Genomic DNA, 17,470 nt, shown 5'->3' with positions numbered 1-17,470 from the left:
CGGCGGTAGTTGCGTCGACGGGATAGTGGAGCCGCACACCTCTTGATTTCCCGCACACGTAATCGCATGCGAATCGATGTGCGGCAGATCAGGGGGTGTGCGGCTGTCGTTGGGCGACCGTGCAGTCAGCCTGCCAACCCGACAGGCCGGGATGTTGGGTATCCGTGTGCCGCAGCGACTTCCGCTGACAGCAACCTTCCGGAGTCCGCGGTCAACCCGTGGGCGAGGTCGGGGTGGGCGGCGCAAGCTTCTTTCCAGCCGAGGTCTGCGATGGCGCGGACGTACGGCAGTGTGGCGTTGGTGAGGGCGACGGTCGAGGTGTGGGGTACCGCTCCCGGCATGTTCGCGACGCAGTAGAACAGCGAATTATGCACGCGGAAGGTCGGATTCGCGTGCGTGGTGGGGTGGGAGCCGGCGAAGCAACCGCCTTGATCGATGGCGATGTCGACGAGCACCGAGCCGGGGCGCATCTGCGCGACGAGGTCGTCGGAGACGAGTTTCGGGGCGCGGGCTCCCGGTACCAGGACCGACCCGATGACCAGATCGGCGGACGACACCGCGCGTTCGATCTCCGCGGTGTTCGATGCGACCGTGGCGACCCGCCCGTCGAACCGCGCGTCCAACTCCCGCAGACGAGGCAAGTTGGTGTCCAGCACCGTGACTCGCGCACCCATACCGGCGGCGACCGAGGCGGAATTCGACCCGGCAACTCCCCCACCGAGTACCACCACATCCGCCGCCCGCACTCCCGGCACCCCGCCGAGCAACATCCCGCCACCGCCCAGCGGCGCCATCAGGTGATACGCGCCGACCTGACTGCCGAGCTTGCCGGCCACCTCACTCATCGGCGCGAGCAACGGCAGGGAACCGTCGGCGGCGCGCACGGTCTCATAAGCGATGGCGGTGATCCCGGAGCGCAGGATGGCATCGGTGCAGTCCCGCGACGCCGCCAGATGCAGATAGGTGAACAGCACCTGGTCTCGCCGCAGCCGCGGATACTCCTCGGCGATCGGCTCCTTCACCTTCAACACCAGATCCGCCTCCCACCAGACCTGATCGACAGGCACCAAGCGCGCCCCCACGGCGGCATAATCGACGTCCCGGAATCCCGACCCGGCGCCCGCCCCCGCCTCGATCAACACCTGATGCCCCAGCGCGGCCAACTCCCCGGCCCCGGCCGGTGTGAGGGCAACCCGGAACTCCTGCTCCTTGACCTCGCGTGGCACTCCGATCTTCATAACGCCATCGTGAACCCCGCACCCGGCGTGCGCCACGAACGACGCGCGGATATCACACGATGATCACGAGACGGCCCGGTCACCGATCGTTTCTGCGCAAGTTGATCAGCACGCCGACAGGGGGCTGGACAATCGGCGCTGTCTGGGCAGCACCCTGGACAATCGGCGCACTCCGGGCACCGCCCCCGGCAATCGGCACAGCCCGGGCACCACCCCCAGCGATCGGCGCACTCCGGGCACCACCCTCGACAATCGGCACAGCCCGGGCACCACCCCCAGCGATCGGCGCACTCCGGGCACCACCCTCGACAATCGGCACAGCCCGGGCACCACCCCCAGCGATCGGCGCACTCCGGGCACCACCCTCGACAATCGGCACAGCCCGGGCACCACCCCCGGCAATCGGCGCACTCCGGCAGCACCCCCAGCGATCGGCGCCGTCGGCGCGAATCCCGCTGATCGCCAACGAACTTCCGTCCGGTTGCGACGGACGCCCTACGCGTTATGATCTTCGGTTCCGCGCGAGTGCGCGGGTGCTCGAGGGCTGAGGGTTCAGCTGGTGGGGGAAGATCGTGCAAGACCAGTGGTACAACCATGTCGATCCGGCCGCGGGCGGCGGTCCCGGTGAGCAGCAAGCTCCGGATCTCGGTGGGCAAGCCAGTGAATCGTGGCCCGACAGTCGATGGGCAGCGCAGGAAATTCCTGCAGCACAACAGATTCCCGGACCTGCCGTGCAAGAGGCCGACGCTCGAACCACCGGCGAACCGTCGACAAGCAACCCATGGGCATCGCCGGCAATGCCTGCCGCGCAATCGGATTCGATGCTAGACACCACTCCGCGACCGGCCGGACGCCGGAAGTGGGTGCTGCTCGCGCTGGCCTCGGTACTCGTACTGGTCGGGTCGCTGCTGACCGGCGGCTACTTTCTGCTCCGCCCGGAACCGATAGCCCTGGCGGTCGGCGACTGCGTCTCACTCGACGTCACCGGGCCGGTCGAATACGGCTGTGCCGACGGAAAAGCGTTGTACCGCATCACCGCCCGCGAGTCGGTGGTGTGGCCGCTGGAGTCGGCGTGCATGAAGTATCCAGATGTCACCAAGGCGGTCGGCGATGTCCCGAGCGCGAACCCCGGAGTCGTGCTCTGCCTGACCCCGACCCGCTTCAACACCTCCGATCCAGGCGCGCTGCAGGCCGGCGACTGCATCGAGGTCACCGGCGCGGGCGACACAGTGAATCGAATTCCCTGTGCGGTCAACAAGGAAACCAAGGTGCTCAGCACCGAGTTGCATCGCCAGGTTCCGGTCACCGACCAGGCGTGCCGCGATCAACCACAAGCCCGGCAGGCCTTCGCGCAGCCCTCGCTCGGCGGACGAGCCATCGTGCTGTGCACGTTCATCACCGACCCGCAGAACATCGACTCGGCACAGGTCAACGACTGCACCAACCAAGACCTCCGCAAAATAGTGCGGTGCGATTCCCGTGAGGCCAACTATCGCGTGCTGACCGTCCGCGCACTGCATCAACGGCCGGCGAAGCCACAGTGCCCAGAGGTGTTCGGCGCGAACGCCTTTTCGATGACACACAACGAGAAGACCGATCTGGTGCTGACGATCTGCCTGGGCCCGTCGGACGACAACGCCGTCCTCTACTCGAAGGTCGGCGACTGCGTCGTCTCCGGCGGCACCGGCCCCGCCGACCGCTCACGCCGCGCCGACTGCGCCGACCCGGCCACCACCCACAAGGTGATCGACCGCCACGAATCCAACGACGGCAACTGCCCGGCAACGTCACCCGCCTGGATCACCTTCGATCCAGGCGTCACCAACGGACTGACGATCTGCCTCGCCCGCAAGTAGCGCGAGCCAGGTGCCGACGGCCATCGCGTCGAACAGCGCGAACGGCGTTCTGCGCTCCCACCTTGTGGCGCTTCGATTTTCGCCGCTGGCGACACGGGAATCGTCGACGCCAGCACACCATTCACCGCGGCGAACAGGCGTTCAGGTGAGAACAGCGCGGACGTGTCCGCCTGGTCTCACCCCAGCGTGACCACCTTGGCGGTGCCGGAGATGACGGTGTCGGCGCGATCGACGAGGGCGGCGCGGACCTGGACTGTTTGGCCGGGGCCCAAGGGGGCGCCGTTCAGGGTGACCACGGTGGTCTGCTGGTCGCCGGTGCAGTTGATGTCGGTCTGTTCGCCGATTGCCGAGGGGGCGTCGGCTTCGGGGGCGCCGACCATCACTTTGACGGCGGATACTTCGGTGGGGTTGTCGCAGCTGTAGTTGACCTGCACGTTCACCGGACCGAGGCCGTCGACGTCGATGGAGTTGGCGGCGAGGGCGGGGGCTGCGGTCGATACGACGGCCAGGGTCATTGCGCCGAGAGTGGCAACGGCTAGGGCCGGGCGGTAGTTCCGGGTGGTGACCATGGATCTTCATCCTCCTGGGTAGTGGAAGTAGATCGCGGAACACAATCGGTGGAGATCGCGGGTATCCCGTACCGGATGCCCATGTTGCCTCATGGCTAACCGTCAGCAAAGGGTTTCGCGGCGAATACGCCCAGGTTGTGTCGTCCGGCAGCGTCGATCAGTCCCGGTCAGGTCATTTCGGCTGGGAGATTCCGGAACGTTTCGATGTTCTCGACCAGGAAGGATTCGAGAGTGCGCGGGGGTTTGCCGAGGATTTGGGCGACGGTGTCAGTCGGGCGTTCCGGTTGGGCAATGGCCAGTTGCTGGATTTCGGTGATGTGGGTTGCCAGCCACGGCGGAAGCCCGGATTGTTCGGTGAGGTGTCGGTGGAAGTCACCGGGAGATAGATCGGTGTAGCGGATCGAGGTGTTGAGCAAGGAGGTCAGGAGGGCTGCCAGCTGTGGGTAGCTGTATGTTTCGGAGCCGGTGAGAATGTATGTGCCACCAGCGATTTCGGGCCGTTTCAGCGCTGCGGCCGCGACTTCGGCAATATCTCGGCAGTCGATGTAGTTGCAGGCGGTCTCGCCCATGACGCCGAAGATGCTGCGCCGAGTTGCCACCTCGGGGGCGAGGAGCAGCAGCTTTTGCATGAATGCGTAAGGGCGCAGGATCGTTTGGGTCAGGTCGGTGGCGCGAAGGACCTCTTCGATTGCGTGATGCCAGCGCGATACGGCTACCGGCGAGTCCGAAGCGACCGCCGGAGCCGAGAGTTTGACGACGTGCTCGATACCGCACTCTGCCGCGATTTCGATTGTGCGCGTTTCGAGTTCGACCTGGCCGGGACTGTTGGTCATGGTGAGGAAGAGCTGGGTTGCGTCGTGGAACGCAGTTCGCAGCGAAGCCGTGTCCGCCGCGTCGGCGTACCGGATCTCGACGGCCGGCGAATGCGCCATGGCACGCAAGCGATGTGGATCTCGGCTCAATCCGCGGCAGGGTATTCCGAGGTCGAGCAGGTGGGTGAGGAGTGCGCTGCCGGTCGATCCGGCGGCCCCCATTACGACGATCATGCGTGCGCCTTTCGTTGGACCGCACACCAGCGCCACGTGATGATCGTGGCGGCCAGTGCGGCGGCGATCGGGAAGTCGAGGTGAATTCGATCGGGTAATGACGTTGTGGTGGTGAGGATTTGGGCGACCAATGCACCGACTGCGGCCGCGCCGAGCCCGAATGTCGTCGCGCGGAAGACAGATGACGCCCGCCCCGAACGATGGATCCGAATTCCGCTGTACCGCAGCCACATCCCCAGCAGGAGTGCGACGAGCGCGGACGTCCCGGCGATCGACGTCACCGCGGCGCGCAGCAGATCCGCTCGCCCAGTGATCAATCCGCCCGCCCCCGCGCATACCGCCGGAGCCAGGTAGGCGAACAGCACCTCTTGCCACAGCACGAATCGAGGAGGCGCGGCCGTAATATTCATCTAATTAGGTCCCTAACTATATGGTCATGCTTGAACCCGCCGAACAGAGATCGGCGGTCAGTCTTCCGTGAGTGCGCCCATGCCGTGGCCGATGCGCTCGAGCAGATCGAGGAAGACCGCCCGCTCGTCGCGAGTCAATCCCCCGACCATCGACTGCAAGCGCCCGAAATGGTCGGCCGCCATATCGCGCAGCTTCTGCACGCCCCGGGCGGTGAGCACCACCACCACGGCGCGACCGTCCTCGGCCGAAGCCCGCCGAACCACCAGACCCTGCTGCTCCAAGCCATCGATCAGCCCGGTAATCGTTGCGCGCGTTACCCCCATGCTCGCCGCCAACTGCGAAGGCGACTTCTCCCCGTCCGCGTCTTCGAGGTCGGCCAGCAGTCGATACCGCCCGGTGGACAACCCGAACCGCGCGAAATGCGTCTCGGTCGCCTGCCCCAGCCGCGCCCCCACCGCCAACAGCCGCACCGCGACAAGCACCGCCTGCGGATCGATCTCGGACTCCAGCCCATAACGCCGCAACTGCGTCCGAGCCTGCCCCAGCGTGGGAGTCTCCGGAGCTTCCGGTTCGGTCGTCATGAAACTAATATGGCACCTAACTAAATGCCCGTCAACGTCGCCTGCTCAGCCGAGGCCGACCGCTTTGCCGTTTGGCCTCTCCGGCCCGAGGATGCGATCGAGGAGATGGTCGACGAGGACAAGGGCGTCGTCGGCGGTGCCATAGCCCTGGAGCATGCCCTGGGCGAGGCCACCGATAGCCATGGCGATGAGTTCGGCGTCGAGTTCCGCGTTGCCGGCGAGTGGGGTTCGACGGAGTTGGTCGGCGACAATGGTGACCAAAGCCCTTGGGGCGGCAAAGGTTTCCTCGGCGGTAATGCCCTGTCCCGTGATCGCCGCCCAGCCGAAGGCGCCGAGGATGAGCGTCTCGGCTCGACGTTGAGCGTCGAGGGGCAGCAGTTCGGTCAGTACCGCGCGGATGGCTTCGCGGGGGTCGGGGTCGGGACCGAGCGCCGTCCACCGTGCACCGAAACGTGCGCCGGCGTCTTCCATCACCGATCGATGGGTGGCCAGGAGGAAATCCTTCTTGGTGCCGAAGTAGTACTGCACGAGGCGGACCGAGATCCCAGCCTCGGCGGCGACCGTCTGGAAGGTCACGGCTTCGAGGCCGCCGCTGACGATGACCCGCCGCACCGCATCGGTGATCTGGCGTCGCCGCACCTCATGGTCGACCAATCGTGGCACGAGACCTGCCGCCTTCCCTTCCTGCCGGAGAACTTACAGCCCTAGATGGTACGCACGTATCGCTTCCGTGATACGGACATATCACTTTATGTGATACGGTCATATCGTAAAGACGAAGTAAAGGGGAGGCGCTCATGCCGAAGATCGGGAAATTCACCAACGACGAGGCGCAGGCCACGTTCACGCGTGTCTACGACACCGTGGCCGCGCAATGGCCGGTGCCGTCGGAAGACATCGATGTCGAAACATCTTTCGGGACAACGCGAGTGCGCAAATCCGGGGCCGGGCCGGGCGCACCGATCGTGCTGCTGCCTGGCATCGGGGGCAACGGCATGATCTGGTATCGGTTCATCCGCGAACTGACGCGCGACCGAGTCGTATATACGCCCGACGTCATGGGCTGGGCGGGGCGCTGCAAGCAGACCGCGCCGCTACACAACGCGGAAGACGTCGCGAAATGGCTGGCCGAGACGCTCGACGGCCTCGGTGAGGATCGAGTGCACCTCGCCGGAAACTCTTACGGCGCATGGCTGGCCGGAACCGTCGGAGTGTTCCACCCCGACCGCCTGGCAAGTCTGACCATGTTCGAGCCGAGCGGAGCGACCTTCACCAAGCCGAGCTGGGGGCTGCTGTTCAAATTCCTGAAGGTAGGCCTGCGGCCGACCCCTGAGCGGATGCGGAAGCTCAACGAGTGGCTGATGCCCGGCTTGGAAATGACCGCCGACGAATTCGCGGTCGTCATGGCGATCGTGAAGTTCCGGTCGGGAGTGCCGTGGGACCGCCCGTTCACCGACGAACAACTGGCCGGCCTCACCGCGCCGAGCCTGCTGCTCTTCGGCGCCGAAACGGTCGTCAACGATCCCGAGCGCTGCGCGGTTCGCGCCCGCGCGCACATCCCGTCGGTCGAGATCGAGATCTATCCGGGCATCGGACACGATCTGCTGTGGGCCAATCCGGACCAGGTGATTCCGCGCTTCCAGGACTTCATCGCCAGTCACGATCAAGTCCGGGCGTGAACCAGCGGTTCACGAGTGGAATCGAGTGGTCTCACTGAGATCGGCGCGCGGCACCGTGACGGCGTTGGCCGCAGCCGAGGGGTCTGCGTAGCCGAAAGAGATGCCGAGCAAGACCTTTCGGTCCTCGACACCCAACTCGGCACGAATGGTGTCGGCGTAGAAACTCAGCAGTCCCTGCGGGCAGCTGGCGATGCCGTACGCGGTCATCGCCAGCATGAGCGTCTGCGCGTAGATGCCCACGTCGGCGGCCATCCGCACCTCGGCGTTGGCGGCGGTGAACAGCAGCGCGACGTGCGGAGCGCCGTAGAAGCGCAGGCTCTGGGCGTTGTAGGCCTCGCGTCCGGCGTGGTCGTCGCGGGCGATGCCGACGGCCGTGTACAGCCGCTCCCCCGCGTGCTGCCGTCGCTGCTGGTAGGTGCCGCGATAGAGATCGTCGCTGTAGGGGAAATCGAGCGAGAGGTGGTTGCGCGAGTGCGCGGCCACCAACGCCTCGGCGAGGCGATCGCGGGCCGCGCCACTGACCACCTCGACGTGCCAGGGCTGGGTGTTGGAGTTCGAAGGTGCCGCGCCGGCCAGCGAGAAGACGGCCCGCAGCGCGTCCTCGGGGACCGGGTCGGGACGAAAAGCGCGGGTGGCTCGTCGTCCACGGATCAGGTGTTCGGCGTATTCGGGCTGGTGGTCGGTGATCATCGCCTCGTGTCCCGGGAGTTCCAAAGTAAACGAGATCGTTTACCTAATGATGGACCCTAGCGGAGAATCCGCCATAGGTAAACGGCAACGTATACTTAAGCCGTGATCGACGAACACGAAACCGCCCGACGCCGCGGACGCGGCGGACACGAGCGCATCCTGGCGGCCGCCACCTCGTTGTTCGAAACGCAAGGAATCAACACCACGAGCATGGAGCAGGTCGCCGCGCAGGCTCCGGTCTCCAAACGCACTCTCTACCAACACTTCCCGACCAAGGACCAGCTGGTGGTGGCATACCTGGGCCACCTCATCGAGACCGGCCGCACGATGGACGGCGTGCTGGACCGTGCGGATCTGCCGCCCAGGCAGCGACTCCTGGAGTTGTTCGCCGTGCCGGAATCCGCGGGCCCGATCCGGGGCTGCCCGTTCATCGATGCCGCGGCCGAGTTCCCCGATCCGGAAAGCCCGGTGCACGCCTACACGAAGCAGCAGAAACAGCGCTTCGCCCAGCGCATCACCGACCTCGTACGCCAACTCGGCGCGACGCACCCCGAAGTCCTCGGCGAGCAACTCGCGATCCTCGCCGACGGAGCCGCCAGCCGATCCATGGTGCTCAACGACCCCGCGTCCGGCACCCACGCCCGAGCCGCCGCCGAGGCCCTGCTCGATGCCGCCTCCGGAAACCGGGGTGAGGCACAGCGTCCGATTCCGCGCCTTGACCCTCCCGCGACGTGAGGCCGCACAGTGCCAGACATGGAACCCATCGAGCACACCGTCGGCGTAGTCGCCCAGTTGACCGGGGTATCGGTCCGCACCCTGCACCACTACGACGAGATCGGCCTGCTGCACCCCAACGGCCGCAGCGCGACCGGATATCGCCGCTACGACGCCACCGATCTCGAACGGCTGCAACGCATTCTGTTCTATCGCGAACTCGACTTCGGCCTCGACGACATCGCCGCCCTGCTGAACGACCCGGGCCTGTCCGACGAAGACCACCTGCGCCGCCAGCACGACCTGCTGAACGACCGGATCACCCGGCATCGGTCCATGCTCGCCCTGATCGACAAGGAATTGACCGCCCGCAAAGCCGGAATCGCCCTCACGCCCGCCGAACGCCTGGAAGTCTTCGGCGGCGACCGCCTCATCGACGCCGCCGACGAGGCCGAACGCCGCTGGGGGCACACCCCCGATTTCACTCAGCGCCGGGAACGCAGCGCGAATTACACCAAGCAGGACTGGCTCGACCTGCGCGCCGAACAGCGCGACATCCACCAGCGCCTCGCCGACGCCATGCACGCCGGCACTCCAGCCGACGACGAAACGGTCATGGACCTCGCCGAACGACAGCGCCGGCATCTCGAAAAGTGGTTCCACGACTGCGATTACGACACCCACCGCCGCCTCGCCGAGGATTACCGCGCCAATCGCCGGCTCGGCCGCAATTACGACGACATGGCGCCGGGACTCTCCCGATACATCCACGCCGCGATACTGGCGAACTGCGCACGCCACCAGTCTGATTCGTGAGGACGACCGACCCCGCGCCGGCCGACTCCACGCACCGGACCGGTCCGGCCGGACCGGTCCTGGCGGGCAATCTTCGCGTCATCACGCACTATCGACGCCGAATCCGGGCGAAAATGTCCGCCCAGACCGGGCCCGTCAGACAGTGATCTCCTCGCCCAGCGGCGGAATCCGCAGCTGCTTCTCCCGCCCGGCGTACGCGAACAGCAGACTCAGCCGATCGAGGGTCTCGCTGAAATGCACCCACCCTTCGCCGTGCACCGGCACGATCACCGCATCGCCGAGCAGTTCCGCCGCCTGCACCGCGGTCCGCGCGTTCAGCGTGAGGTCGATATCGCCGAAGTGCCCGACGTTCGCCGCGCCCACGAACAGCACCGCGGCATCGATCTGCCCGATCCGCTCGACGATCTGCGCGACCCGGTCGACCGAGGCGTTGTCCCCCGAGACGTACACGGTCGGCTGACCGTCGGCCTGCAAGACGAACCCGGTGACGATCCCGGTCAGCGATTCGCACCCTTCCGGCCCGTGCAGCGCGGGAACCCCGGTGATCCGGACGTCGCCGATCGTCACCGTCTCCCAATTCTCCAGTCCCCGAACACCATTGATCCGCTCGGCGGCGCCGGGCGTGGAAAGCACGGTCCCGGCGGTCTGCAGGAACTCACGCCCGGCGTTGTCCAGGTTGTCGGCGTGCTCGTCGTGCGAGAGCAGGACCACGTCCACCGCGCCGACCTGGTCCGCCGACACCGCCGGGCCGATGAGCTTGTGCAGGGTGACCGGTCCCGACGGGTAGTCGCCGGGCTCGTCGAAGGTGGGGTCGGTGAGGAAGGTGAGGCCGGCGTACCGGAGGCGCACGGTGGGTCCGCCGATGTGCAGAACGTCGAGCTGGTTGGTGGTTTCGATCGTGTCGGTCATGGCATTGAGCTTGTCAACCGGTTGGCGCCCCCAACAGTGGCCCGAGAGCCGCCTACCGCTAAAATCGGGCCATGCATACCGTGGCTGTTCTCGCCTATGACGGCATGAGCCCGTTTCATCTCTCCGTGCCGAGCCTCGTGTTCGGCCGGGTCGGCATCGGCGGGGACACGCCGTATCAGGTCGACGTGTGCGCCGAGAGACCCGGAATCCTGCGCACCCCAGCGGGTTTCGATATCGAGGTGCGGCACGGACTGGACCGGCTGGTGCGCGCGGACACGGTGATCATCCCCAGCTGGGAGCGCGACATGCCGCTGTCCGCGGAGCTGCGCGCCGCCCTGCGGCACGCGCACACGGCCGGCGCGCGGATCGTCGGCCTGTGCCTCGGCTCGTGGGCGATCGCGGTCAGCGGACTGGCCGACGGCCGCGAGGTGACCACCCACTGGGCCGGCGCCGCCGCCCTGGCCCGCGCCTGCCCGAAGGTCCGGGTGCGGGCCGACACGCTCTGGTCCGACCTGGGCGACGTGATCACCTCGGCGGGCGTCGCCGCGGCCCTCGACTGCTGCCTGCACCTGGTCCGCAACGACCTGGGCAGCCGCGCGGCCACCGAACTGGCCAGGGACCTGGTCACCGCGCCCCACCGCAGCGGCTCGCAAGCCCAGTACATCCCGATCGCGGTCCCCGACGCCACCGACGACGACCCGATCGAACGCGCGATGGTCTGGGCCAGAACACATCTCGGCGAACCGATCGATCTCGACGGCTGGGCCCGCGTCGCGCTCATGTCGCGGCGCACCTTCACCCGCCGCTTCCGCGACCGCACCGGCAACAGCCCGCAGCAGTGGCTGCTGCACCAGCGCGCCGACCGGGCCAGGCTGCTGCTGGAAACCACCGACGACACCATGGAACGCATCGCCACCGACACCGGCTTCGGCACCGCGGTCAGCCTGCGTCACCACTTCCACCGCATCCTCGGCACCAGCCCGGCCGCCCACCGCGCGTTGTTCCAGGGCGCACGGCTAGGTTCGTCGGCATGAGGATTCAGATCGGCGAGTTCGCCCCGGAGATCGATGACGCGGCGTGGGTCGCGCCCAACGCCACGGTGATCGGCCGGGTGCGGCTCGCGGCCGAGGTCAGTGTTTGGTACAACGCGGTGCTGCGCGGCGACCTCGAGCAGATCAGCGTCGGCGAGCGGAGCAATATCCAGGACGGCTGCGTGCTGCACGCCGATCCGGGCTTCCCGCTCACCGTCGGCAGCGGAGTGTCGGTGGGGCACAACGCGATCCTGCACGGCTGCACGGTCGGCGACGATGTGCTGGTCGGCATGGGCGCCACCGTGCTCAACGGCGCGGTGATCGGCGCGGGCAGCCTGATCGCGGCCAACGCGCTGATTCCGGAGGGCGCGCAGATTCCGCCGGGGTCGCTGGTCGCCGGAGTGCCGGGTAAGGTCCGGCGCGAACTCAGCGAGGCCGAACAGGACGGCATTCGACTGAATGGGGCTGTGTACCTACACAACACGGCGAATCACCGTGCCGCAAAAGAGGTGTGAGACAGAGCACACTGATCAAGCGACCAGTAGGAATCGCTGATAACATTTTGCCAGCGTGCCCGGTGACTCGGGGTCTCCTGCCGATACGGTAGTCGTGGCGGCTTGTAGCGCAGTGGATAACCCACGCGGGTCGGTGGGTCCGGAAGCGTGCAAGGCAGGAGGTATCGGTGATGGTCTACGTGCAGTCGAGTATGCACCGGTCCACGGGGCGGATCAGCCTGGCCGACATCGCGGCCCAGCCGGGCGGCGTCGAGGCATTACAGCGACGAGTCCATGAATTACGTTCCAGCGGAGTCGATTTCGCCGCGAACGCGATCGAGCAGGAAATGGCGGCGCTGGACTTACCGCGCCAGTGACCTCCATCCCACGGTCATCGCCGGCTATTCGGCGGCGGTGACCGTGGCCAGGCCGGCCGTGGTGTGCTGATCCAGCACCATCAGTGCCGCCCGCACGCGCACCTTTTGCCAGCCACCGTCGACCCGGCGCAGCCGCAGCGTGCCCTCGGCGCGATGCCGGGCCAGCTCGCGCGACATCTCCAGCGCGGCCGCCAGATCGTCCGGATGAATCTGCGGCGGCGGCTGACCGGGCAGATCCGCCCAGGCGATGCCGGGCATCGGCGCCCCGATCCAGCGAATCAGTTGCAGCGAGCGCAGATTCACGATCGCGCGGTACTCCCCCGGTGCCGTAGACGCTTCCAGCAGTTGATATTCCAGGATCATCGGCGGCGGCGCGGCGGGCACCGCGATCGCCTCCCCGATGTCCTGGGTCACCCCACGGAACAGCACCTCCCGGCGGCCGTCGGCATCGACCTCGATGATGATCCGGCAGGCGAAATGTCCTGCGCGCAAGGCATCGTCGTCGCGGCGGACGGTCCACACCGCCTGATGCTCGGTGCCCGGCGCGGAATTCACGATCTTCGCCAGCGCCTCGCTCTCGTCCCGATTGGTGACCAATCGGGTGAACGCGCCCGCGATGGCCAGTTCGGCCTCCCGGTTCTCCGGCGCGACGCCGTACAGGTCGAGCAGGTCCACGCTGCGCACCGACCGATTGGTGGTGAGGTTGAAGTACCACGCCCCCACCGGTTCTCGCGGCGGCAGCGGCTCCTTGACCGGTCCGATCCATAGTCGTACGGCGTGCGCCCGCTCCGGGGTGATCAGCAGCGGCTCGGCCCGCACGGTGCGGCGTCCGTCCGCCGAGACTCGGTCGATCAGCGTCCGAGTCAGACACGCTTGTGCGAGAGCGGCTTCCGCGTCCGCGAGCGAGAGCGGGTTACGCAGGATATTGCTCAGCGGCACGAACGATTTGGGCGCGGCGCCGAACGCGATCACCTTGCCGGGTATGCCCGAAAAGCATTCGACCAGGATCCATTTCGCCATCAGTCGCGCCCGATCGATCGCGCAAGATCGTTTGCCGTCGTGAGAAGCGTTCGACCAGTTGACATTTCAACAACACCCGTTCCTGATCGCGCACGGTTACGCGGTCAGGAACGAAATACCATGTCCAGCACTCGTTCGTGATACGAGCCCGCGAACCTTGTGATCAGGTCCACAAGAAGGGCGTCCAGTCCGACAAGTACCTTGGCCTCGCCCCGCGCGGCTCCGCGCAGGATCGTCCTGGCCGCCGCGGCCGGGCTGGTGCGCGCGACATGCCCCTCGAACCGCCGCGCGACCGCCTCGGCGTCGATGCCGGGCGCGACCAATGCCGACCGCGCGATGGAGGTGAGCACGCCGCCTGGATACACCGCGGTCACCCGGACCTTGCCGCCCGCGGCGCGCATGTCCTGGCGCAGCGAGTCGGTGAATCCGCGCACCGCGAACTTGGCCGCGTTGTACGGGGCGTGCTGCGCCATCCCGACCAGCCCGAACGCCGAGGACGTGTTCACCACGTGCGCCTGCTCGGCGGCCAGCAGGTAGGGCAGGAACGCCTTGGTGCCGTTGACCACGCCCCAGAAGTCCACGTCCATCACCTGCTCGAAGTCGCTGAACGGCGACTCCGCCACCCCGCCGACGTGCAGGATTCCGGCATTGTTGAACAGCGCCTCGACCCGTCCGAAGTGCGCGACCGTAGCCGCCGCGTGCGCGAGCACCGCGGACCGGTCGGTGACATCCAGCGTGGTCACCGCCGGCTTCTCGCCCTCCTCGGCGCACAGCCGCCCGGTCTCGGCGACCGCGTCGGCCGATTTGTCCGACAGCGCGAGCAACGCGCCGTCCCGGGCCAGCGCCAGGGCCAGCTCGCGGCCGATGCCGGAGCCGGCTCCGGTGATCGCCACCACTCGGTCCGCGAAATATGCCACCGCTCAACCCTTTCCAGCATGCAACATCCAAATCGGATATCCATGAAGGCTAACCAGACAAAGCTGGACGCGCGACCTATCCCGCATTCCGGCGATCCGCGACCGGCCCGCCGCACGCCGGTGAAATAATGAAGGTCCATCACCCGCACCGTCGCGACGCCTTGACGCACGCCCGGCACTCGCACGAATCGACTGGAGACCAGATGCCAACTGTCCCGCCCATGCTGCAGCGCATCCTGGACAAGCCCGTCGCCGACGGCGAGAAACTCCTGGAAAGCGCGCTCTCGGCCTTCCTGGACTTCGGCATCAAGCGGACCAGCATGGGCGAGATCGCCCGGCGGGCCGGCATCAGCCCGGCCACCCTGTACCGGCGCTTCGAATCGAAGAACGAGCTGGTCGAAGCGGTGAGCGTGCGCGAGGCGCAGCGGTTCGTGGCGATGATCGACAAGCAGGTGCGGGCCGTCACCGGCTCCGAGGACCAGCTGATCGAGATCTTCGTCGCGTTCATCACCGCCATCGCGAACAACGAGCTGCTGCGCCGCCTGCTGCGCACCGAACCGGACCTGATCCTGCCCCGGCTGACCACCGACGCCGGCCCGATCCTCACCGTCGGCCGCAGCTACCTGGCGGAGAAGCTGCGCGAACTGCGCGACACCGAGAACACCTACGACTTCGACGCCGACCTGGTCGCCGAGATCATGGCCCGGCTCGCGCTGTCGCTGGCGCTCACCCCGGACGGGCTCATTCCGGTCGCCGACCGGGACGCCGCCCGCGAGTTCGCCCGGCGGACGTTGATGCCCATGGTGGGCGTGCACGTCTCCGCGTAGTCAGAGGACCGGCAGCGACACACTGAACGCCGTCGCCACCCGCTCGTCCAGCTCGGCCCGCGCAGCCGCGTCCGAAGGCCTGCCCGCGACGAACTCCCGAGCCAGCTCGACGATGGCCGCCGAACCCGCCGAACCCGGATTCGGCAGCGGTAGTCGCGAGACGTACTGAGTGATCCATCGACGCCGGCCGGAGTACAGGCGGTTGCCGCAGACCGCGTCGTAGAACCGCAGTCCGAGCCCCGAATTCGCCACGCCCATAAGCAGATACGCGAGGCGTTCGGCGTCGGCCGGGTTCGTGGCCAGGTCGGGTAGTGAGATCCAATAGCAGTCGCCGTTCACCACCGCGCCCGATCGATCGAGAGCGAATCGGGGACGGTCGCTGATGTCCGGGAAGACCAGCTTCGGTTCGCGCCACAGGTGCGGGCGCTGGGGTACCCAGATCTCGAACCATTCGCGGCCGCTCGGGGCCAGATAGTGGCGGGCGGCGAGGGTGTCCTTGTGGGTGCGCAAATATTCGGCGGCGCAGGAGAATTCGTTCAGATCGATCGGGGTGCGGTTCGGGCGGGTCAGATCGTAGGGGTATAGCACGCGGGTGTCGTGGGCTCGGGCGATCCGCCACGGTTCGAGATCGTGGTGGGTGATCAACTCGCGCAGCAGTTCCGGTTCCGGTGGCGGCTCGACGTCGGACCATCGGTCGGAGATGAACACCTTGTCGGCAGTTGTCTTGATACCCACCCGGATTCGGGCGACCTCGCCGAAGGAGCGCCAGGTGGTCGCGGCGATGCCGGATAGCCAGGAGTCGACTTCGGCGTTGGACATGCGCCACGCGGTCTCCGGTTCCGCGTTGCGGGGTAAGGTTTTTCGGCGTCCAGCTCGTTTAGGCACCTTTTCCGGTGGCGACTGTCGCGCCCGAGTCGATCCGGACGGCCGCAGCCCCTCGGTGGGTACGTTCGACGCCGCCCCATCAGATCGCGTTGAACGCCCGGCCCACAGGGTGAAACTTGCCCCATCGGGCCGCGTCGGGCCCTCGGCGCCGAGCGCCGCCCTCGACCCGTCAGGTCGCGACGGCCCGTCGGTCCGCGGATTCATCCTCACCTCATCAGGTGGCGGCCGACCCTCGGCCCCGGGACTCGCCCTCGGCCCAGCAGACAGCGCCCGCCCCTCAGCCCCCGAGCTCCCCCTCGGCTCAACAGATTGCGCGCGCTCCTCGGTTCCCGGATTCGCTCTCGGTCCATCGGCCCGCCGCACCCCCGTGGCCTGAAGGTCCACGCTCAGTTCATCCGAATCGTCCGCACAGTCCTGCGCGGAAATCTCCGGTGCCGCGGTGACTTCCCTTGCCGACCGCGTCGCATGTCCGGTCACCAATGTGCCGACTTCGATCGCGAAAGTCCGACCTCGGTGTGCGACAAGGCAACCGCGCTCACCGGTCAGCGCTTCGAAAAGGTCAGTCGGCGAGGCAATTCGGCCGCCCTCGACCTCATACGCGGAGACATACCGGCATTCGCCGCGGCACTCGCTCCGCGTCGCGATGGTGATCGCCGGCAGCACCGCCGCCTCGAACAACTTGGTGTCCCCCAGGTCGTACAACTCCACCGGCGTCAGCTCGGCCAGCAGCAACCGCCGAATGTTCGCGCCCGCCTTGGTCGTCAGAAATCGGTTGGCGCACAACAACCCGAGTACCCCACCGGCACAGAGCAATCGAGGCAACGTCGCGACGAACGGATGCGTCAGATCGATCCGTCCGCGCAATCCGTACTGCTTACTCAGCAGTTGCGCGGTCTGTCCACCCAGCTGCTGGGTCCGCACGTACGGCGGATTCGTGATCACGGCATCGAACGAGCCCTCCGGGAGCTCCTCGGCCGCGGTCAGGAAGTCGCCGACCTGCCAATCGACGCCACCTCCTGCGGTTCGCGATCGCGCGACCGCGAGCGCCGCCGCGTCCAGGTCGTACCCGGTCAACTCGACCCGGACCCCCGGCAGCCGGATCGCGGCCTCGTCCCGCAACGCGAACAGCAACTCCCCGTCGCCGCACGCCGGATCGAGCACCCGCAGTACCCCGGTTTCCGGCCGCGGCACGTGCGTGAGCAGCCGTCCGGCCAGGAAGCGCGCGAGCTCGGGCGGCGTGTAGTGCCTGCCGTGCCGCTTGCGATCCCGTGCGGCGGGGGCTCCGGACGCCATGCGCTGGATTCTGCCCTGTCCGCGCCCGGCATTCAGGGCAATGCGCGCACTGGCCGGGCAGCACGCGACAACGACCGGCTTCCGCTGCTAACGTTCGGTCTCATAATGGGACCACAT

General features: G+C 67.2%; 19 protein-coding genes. 8 read left to right on the top strand and 11 right to left on the bottom strand.

Translation table 11 applies throughout. The annotated features are described in order from the left end of the window. Window positions 1-125: 125 nt before the first annotated feature. The gene (gene ald, locus F3087_RS44120; protein WP_150408168.1) at window positions 126-1,238 is read right to left on the bottom strand and encodes an alanine dehydrogenase; all 1,113 of its coding nucleotides are present in this window, start codon (window positions 1,236-1,238) and stop codon (window positions 126-128) included. Between the two features lie 821 nt (window positions 1,239-2,059). Here ald and F3087_RS44115 point away from each other — a divergent pair. Continuing rightward, window positions 2,060-3,094 (top strand): LppU/SCO3897 family protein, encoded by a 1,035-nt coding sequence (locus tag F3087_RS44115; protein WP_150408167.1) that lies wholly within the window; start codon window positions 2,060-2,062, stop codon window positions 3,092-3,094. 176 nt (window positions 3,095-3,270) lie between these two features. Here the strand turns inward: F3087_RS44115 and F3087_RS44110 are convergent, their stop codons facing one another. The 5 genes from F3087_RS44110 to F3087_RS44090 all read right to left on the bottom strand — a co-directional run bounded on the left by F3087_RS44110 (window position 3,271) and on the right by F3087_RS44090 (window position 6,364). Then, on the bottom strand, window positions 3,271-3,663 hold the full coding sequence (locus tag F3087_RS44110; protein ID WP_150408166.1) for a hypothetical protein: 393 nt from the start codon (window positions 3,661-3,663) through the stop codon (window positions 3,271-3,273). 167 nt (window positions 3,664-3,830) lie between these two features. Beyond that, window positions 3,831-4,709: an NmrA family NAD(P)-binding protein gene (locus tag F3087_RS44105; RefSeq protein ID WP_150408201.1), complete on the bottom strand. Its 879-nt coding sequence runs from the start codon at window positions 4,707-4,709 to the stop codon at window positions 3,831-3,833. Next, window positions 4,706-5,119 (bottom strand): hypothetical protein, encoded by a 414-nt coding sequence (locus tag F3087_RS44100; RefSeq protein ID WP_150408165.1) that lies wholly within the window; start codon window positions 5,117-5,119, stop codon window positions 4,706-4,708. The genes F3087_RS44105 and F3087_RS44100 overlap by 4 nt, the downstream gene beginning before the upstream one ends. A 57-nt stretch (window positions 5,120-5,176) precedes the next feature. Then, on the bottom strand, window positions 5,177-5,701 hold the full coding sequence (locus F3087_RS44095) for a MarR family winged helix-turn-helix transcriptional regulator (RefSeq protein WP_150408164.1): 525 nt from the start codon (window positions 5,699-5,701) through the stop codon (window positions 5,177-5,179). Between the two features lie 45 nt (window positions 5,702-5,746). Then, a complete protein-coding gene (locus F3087_RS44090) occupies window positions 5,747-6,364 on the bottom strand; it encodes a TetR/AcrR family transcriptional regulator (protein WP_150408163.1) in 618 nt (205 codons plus the stop codon). Window positions 6,365-6,498: 134 nt separating this feature from the next. Between F3087_RS44090 and F3087_RS44085 the strand changes: the two genes are divergently transcribed. After that, window positions 6,499-7,380 (top strand): alpha/beta fold hydrolase, encoded by an 882-nt coding sequence (locus tag F3087_RS44085; RefSeq protein ID WP_150408162.1) that lies wholly within the window; start codon window positions 6,499-6,501, stop codon window positions 7,378-7,380. 9 nt (window positions 7,381-7,389) lie between these two features. Here the strand turns inward: F3087_RS44085 and F3087_RS44080 are convergent, their stop codons facing one another. Then, on the bottom strand, window positions 7,390-8,094 hold the full coding sequence (locus F3087_RS44080; protein WP_223885815.1) for a nitroreductase: 705 nt from the start codon (window positions 8,092-8,094) through the stop codon (window positions 7,390-7,392). A 78-nt stretch (window positions 8,095-8,172) separates the two neighbouring features. Between F3087_RS44080 and F3087_RS44075 the strand changes: the two genes are divergently transcribed. Further along, complete coding sequence (locus F3087_RS44075) at window positions 8,173-8,805, top strand: TetR/AcrR family transcriptional regulator (protein ID WP_223885814.1); 633 nt, start codon at window positions 8,173-8,175, stop codon at window positions 8,803-8,805. Between the two features lie 18 nt (window positions 8,806-8,823). Next, window positions 8,824-9,600: a MerR family transcriptional regulator gene (locus F3087_RS44070; RefSeq protein WP_223885813.1), complete on the top strand. Its 777-nt coding sequence runs from the start codon at window positions 8,824-8,826 to the stop codon at window positions 9,598-9,600. 135 nt (window positions 9,601-9,735) lie between these two features. Here F3087_RS44070 and F3087_RS44065 read toward each other — a convergent pair whose 3' ends face one another. Next, window positions 9,736-10,509 (bottom strand): MBL fold metallo-hydrolase, encoded by a 774-nt coding sequence (locus F3087_RS44065; RefSeq protein ID WP_150408161.1) that lies wholly within the window; start codon window positions 10,507-10,509, stop codon window positions 9,736-9,738. 71 nt (window positions 10,510-10,580) lie between these two features. Between F3087_RS44065 and F3087_RS44060 the strand changes: the two genes are divergently transcribed. The 3 genes from F3087_RS44060 (at window position 10,581) to F3087_RS44050 (ending at window position 12,411) form a co-directional block, all read left to right on the top strand. Continuing rightward, complete coding sequence (locus tag F3087_RS44060) at window positions 10,581-11,543, top strand: GlxA family transcriptional regulator (RefSeq protein WP_150408160.1); 963 nt, start codon at window positions 10,581-10,583, stop codon at window positions 11,541-11,543. Next, window positions 11,540-12,055 (top strand): gamma carbonic anhydrase family protein, encoded by a 516-nt coding sequence (locus F3087_RS44055; RefSeq protein ID WP_150408159.1) that lies wholly within the window; start codon window positions 11,540-11,542, stop codon window positions 12,053-12,055. Before F3087_RS44060 ends, F3087_RS44055 begins: the two co-directional genes overlap by 4 nt. A gap of 170 nt (window positions 12,056-12,225) precedes the next feature. Beyond that, entirely contained in the window at window positions 12,226-12,411 is a 186-nt protein-coding gene (locus F3087_RS44050) for a hypothetical protein (RefSeq protein ID WP_150408197.1), read from the top strand. 24 nt (window positions 12,412-12,435) lie between these two features. On the opposite strand, the gene F3087_RS44045 is transcribed toward F3087_RS44050, so the two are convergent. Further along, entirely contained in the window at window positions 12,436-13,431 is a 996-nt protein-coding gene (locus F3087_RS44045; RefSeq protein ID WP_150408158.1) for a GAF domain-containing protein, read from the bottom strand. Window positions 13,432-13,535: 104 nt separating this feature from the next. Then, on the bottom strand, window positions 13,536-14,348 hold the full coding sequence (locus tag F3087_RS44040) for an SDR family NAD(P)-dependent oxidoreductase (RefSeq protein ID WP_150408157.1): 813 nt from the start codon (window positions 14,346-14,348) through the stop codon (window positions 13,536-13,538). Between the two features lie 203 nt (window positions 14,349-14,551). Here F3087_RS44040 and F3087_RS44035 point away from each other — a divergent pair, with 203 nt between their 5' ends. Beyond that, on the top strand, window positions 14,552-15,175 hold the full coding sequence (locus F3087_RS44035; RefSeq protein WP_150408156.1) for a TetR/AcrR family transcriptional regulator: 624 nt from the start codon (window positions 14,552-14,554) through the stop codon (window positions 15,173-15,175). Here the strand turns inward: F3087_RS44035 and F3087_RS47030 are convergent, their stop codons facing one another. Further along, on the bottom strand, window positions 15,176-17,353 hold the full coding sequence (locus F3087_RS47030) for an Eco57I restriction-modification methylase domain-containing protein (protein ID WP_223885811.1): 2,178 nt from the start codon (window positions 17,351-17,353) through the stop codon (window positions 15,176-15,178). Window positions 17,354-17,470: the final 117 nt, after the last annotated feature.

It is taken from the genome of Nocardia colli, assembly GCF_008704205.1.
GTDB lineage: Bacteria > Actinomycetota > Actinomycetes > Mycobacteriales > Mycobacteriaceae > Nocardia > Nocardia colli.
Note: the sequence above shows the minus strand (reverse complement) of the source record. Positions and strands in the feature narration are given on the sequence as shown.

Coding starts and splice junctions, on each gene's coding strand:
- F3087_RS44105 (WP_150408201.1), bottom strand. CDS start 4,709: ATGATCGTCGTAATGGGGGCCGCCGGATCGACCGGCAGCGCACTCCTC.
- F3087_RS44095 (WP_150408164.1), bottom strand. CDS start 5,701: ATGACGACCGAACCGGAAGCTCCGGAGACTCCCACGCTGGGGCAGGCT.
- F3087_RS44070 (WP_223885813.1), top strand. CDS start 8,824: ATGGAACCCATCGAGCACACCGTCGGCGTAGTCGCCCAGTTGACCGGG.
- F3087_RS44115 (WP_150408167.1), top strand. CDS start 2,060: ATGCTAGACACCACTCCGCGACCGGCCGGACGCCGGAAGTGGGTGCTG.
- F3087_RS44045 (WP_150408158.1), bottom strand. CDS start 13,431: ATGGCGAAATGGATCCTGGTCGAATGCTTTTCGGGCATACCCGGCAAG.
- F3087_RS47030 (WP_223885811.1), bottom strand. CDS start 17,353: ATGGCGTCCGGAGCCCCCGCCGCACGGGATCGCAAGCGGCACGGCAGG.
- F3087_RS44050 (WP_150408197.1), top strand. CDS start 12,226: ATGGTCTACGTGCAGTCGAGTATGCACCGGTCCACGGGGCGGATCAGC.
- F3087_RS44100 (WP_150408165.1), bottom strand. CDS start 5,119: ATGAATATTACGGCCGCGCCTCCTCGATTCGTGCTGTGGCAAGAGGTG.
- F3087_RS44035 (WP_150408156.1), top strand. CDS start 14,552: ATGCCAACTGTCCCGCCCATGCTGCAGCGCATCCTGGACAAGCCCGTC.
- F3087_RS44065 (WP_150408161.1), bottom strand. CDS start 10,509: ATGACCGACACGATCGAAACCACCAACCAGCTCGACGTTCTGCACATC.
- ald (WP_150408168.1), bottom strand. CDS start 1,238: ATGAAGATCGGAGTGCCACGCGAGGTCAAGGAGCAGGAGTTCCGGGTT.
- F3087_RS44085 (WP_150408162.1), top strand. CDS start 6,499: ATGCCGAAGATCGGGAAATTCACCAACGACGAGGCGCAGGCCACGTTC.
- F3087_RS44060 (WP_150408160.1), top strand. CDS start 10,581: ATGCATACCGTGGCTGTTCTCGCCTATGACGGCATGAGCCCGTTTCAT.
- F3087_RS44110 (WP_150408166.1), bottom strand. CDS start 3,663: ATGGTCACCACCCGGAACTACCGCCCGGCCCTAGCCGTTGCCACTCTC.
- F3087_RS44055 (WP_150408159.1), top strand. CDS start 11,540: ATGAGGATTCAGATCGGCGAGTTCGCCCCGGAGATCGATGACGCGGCG.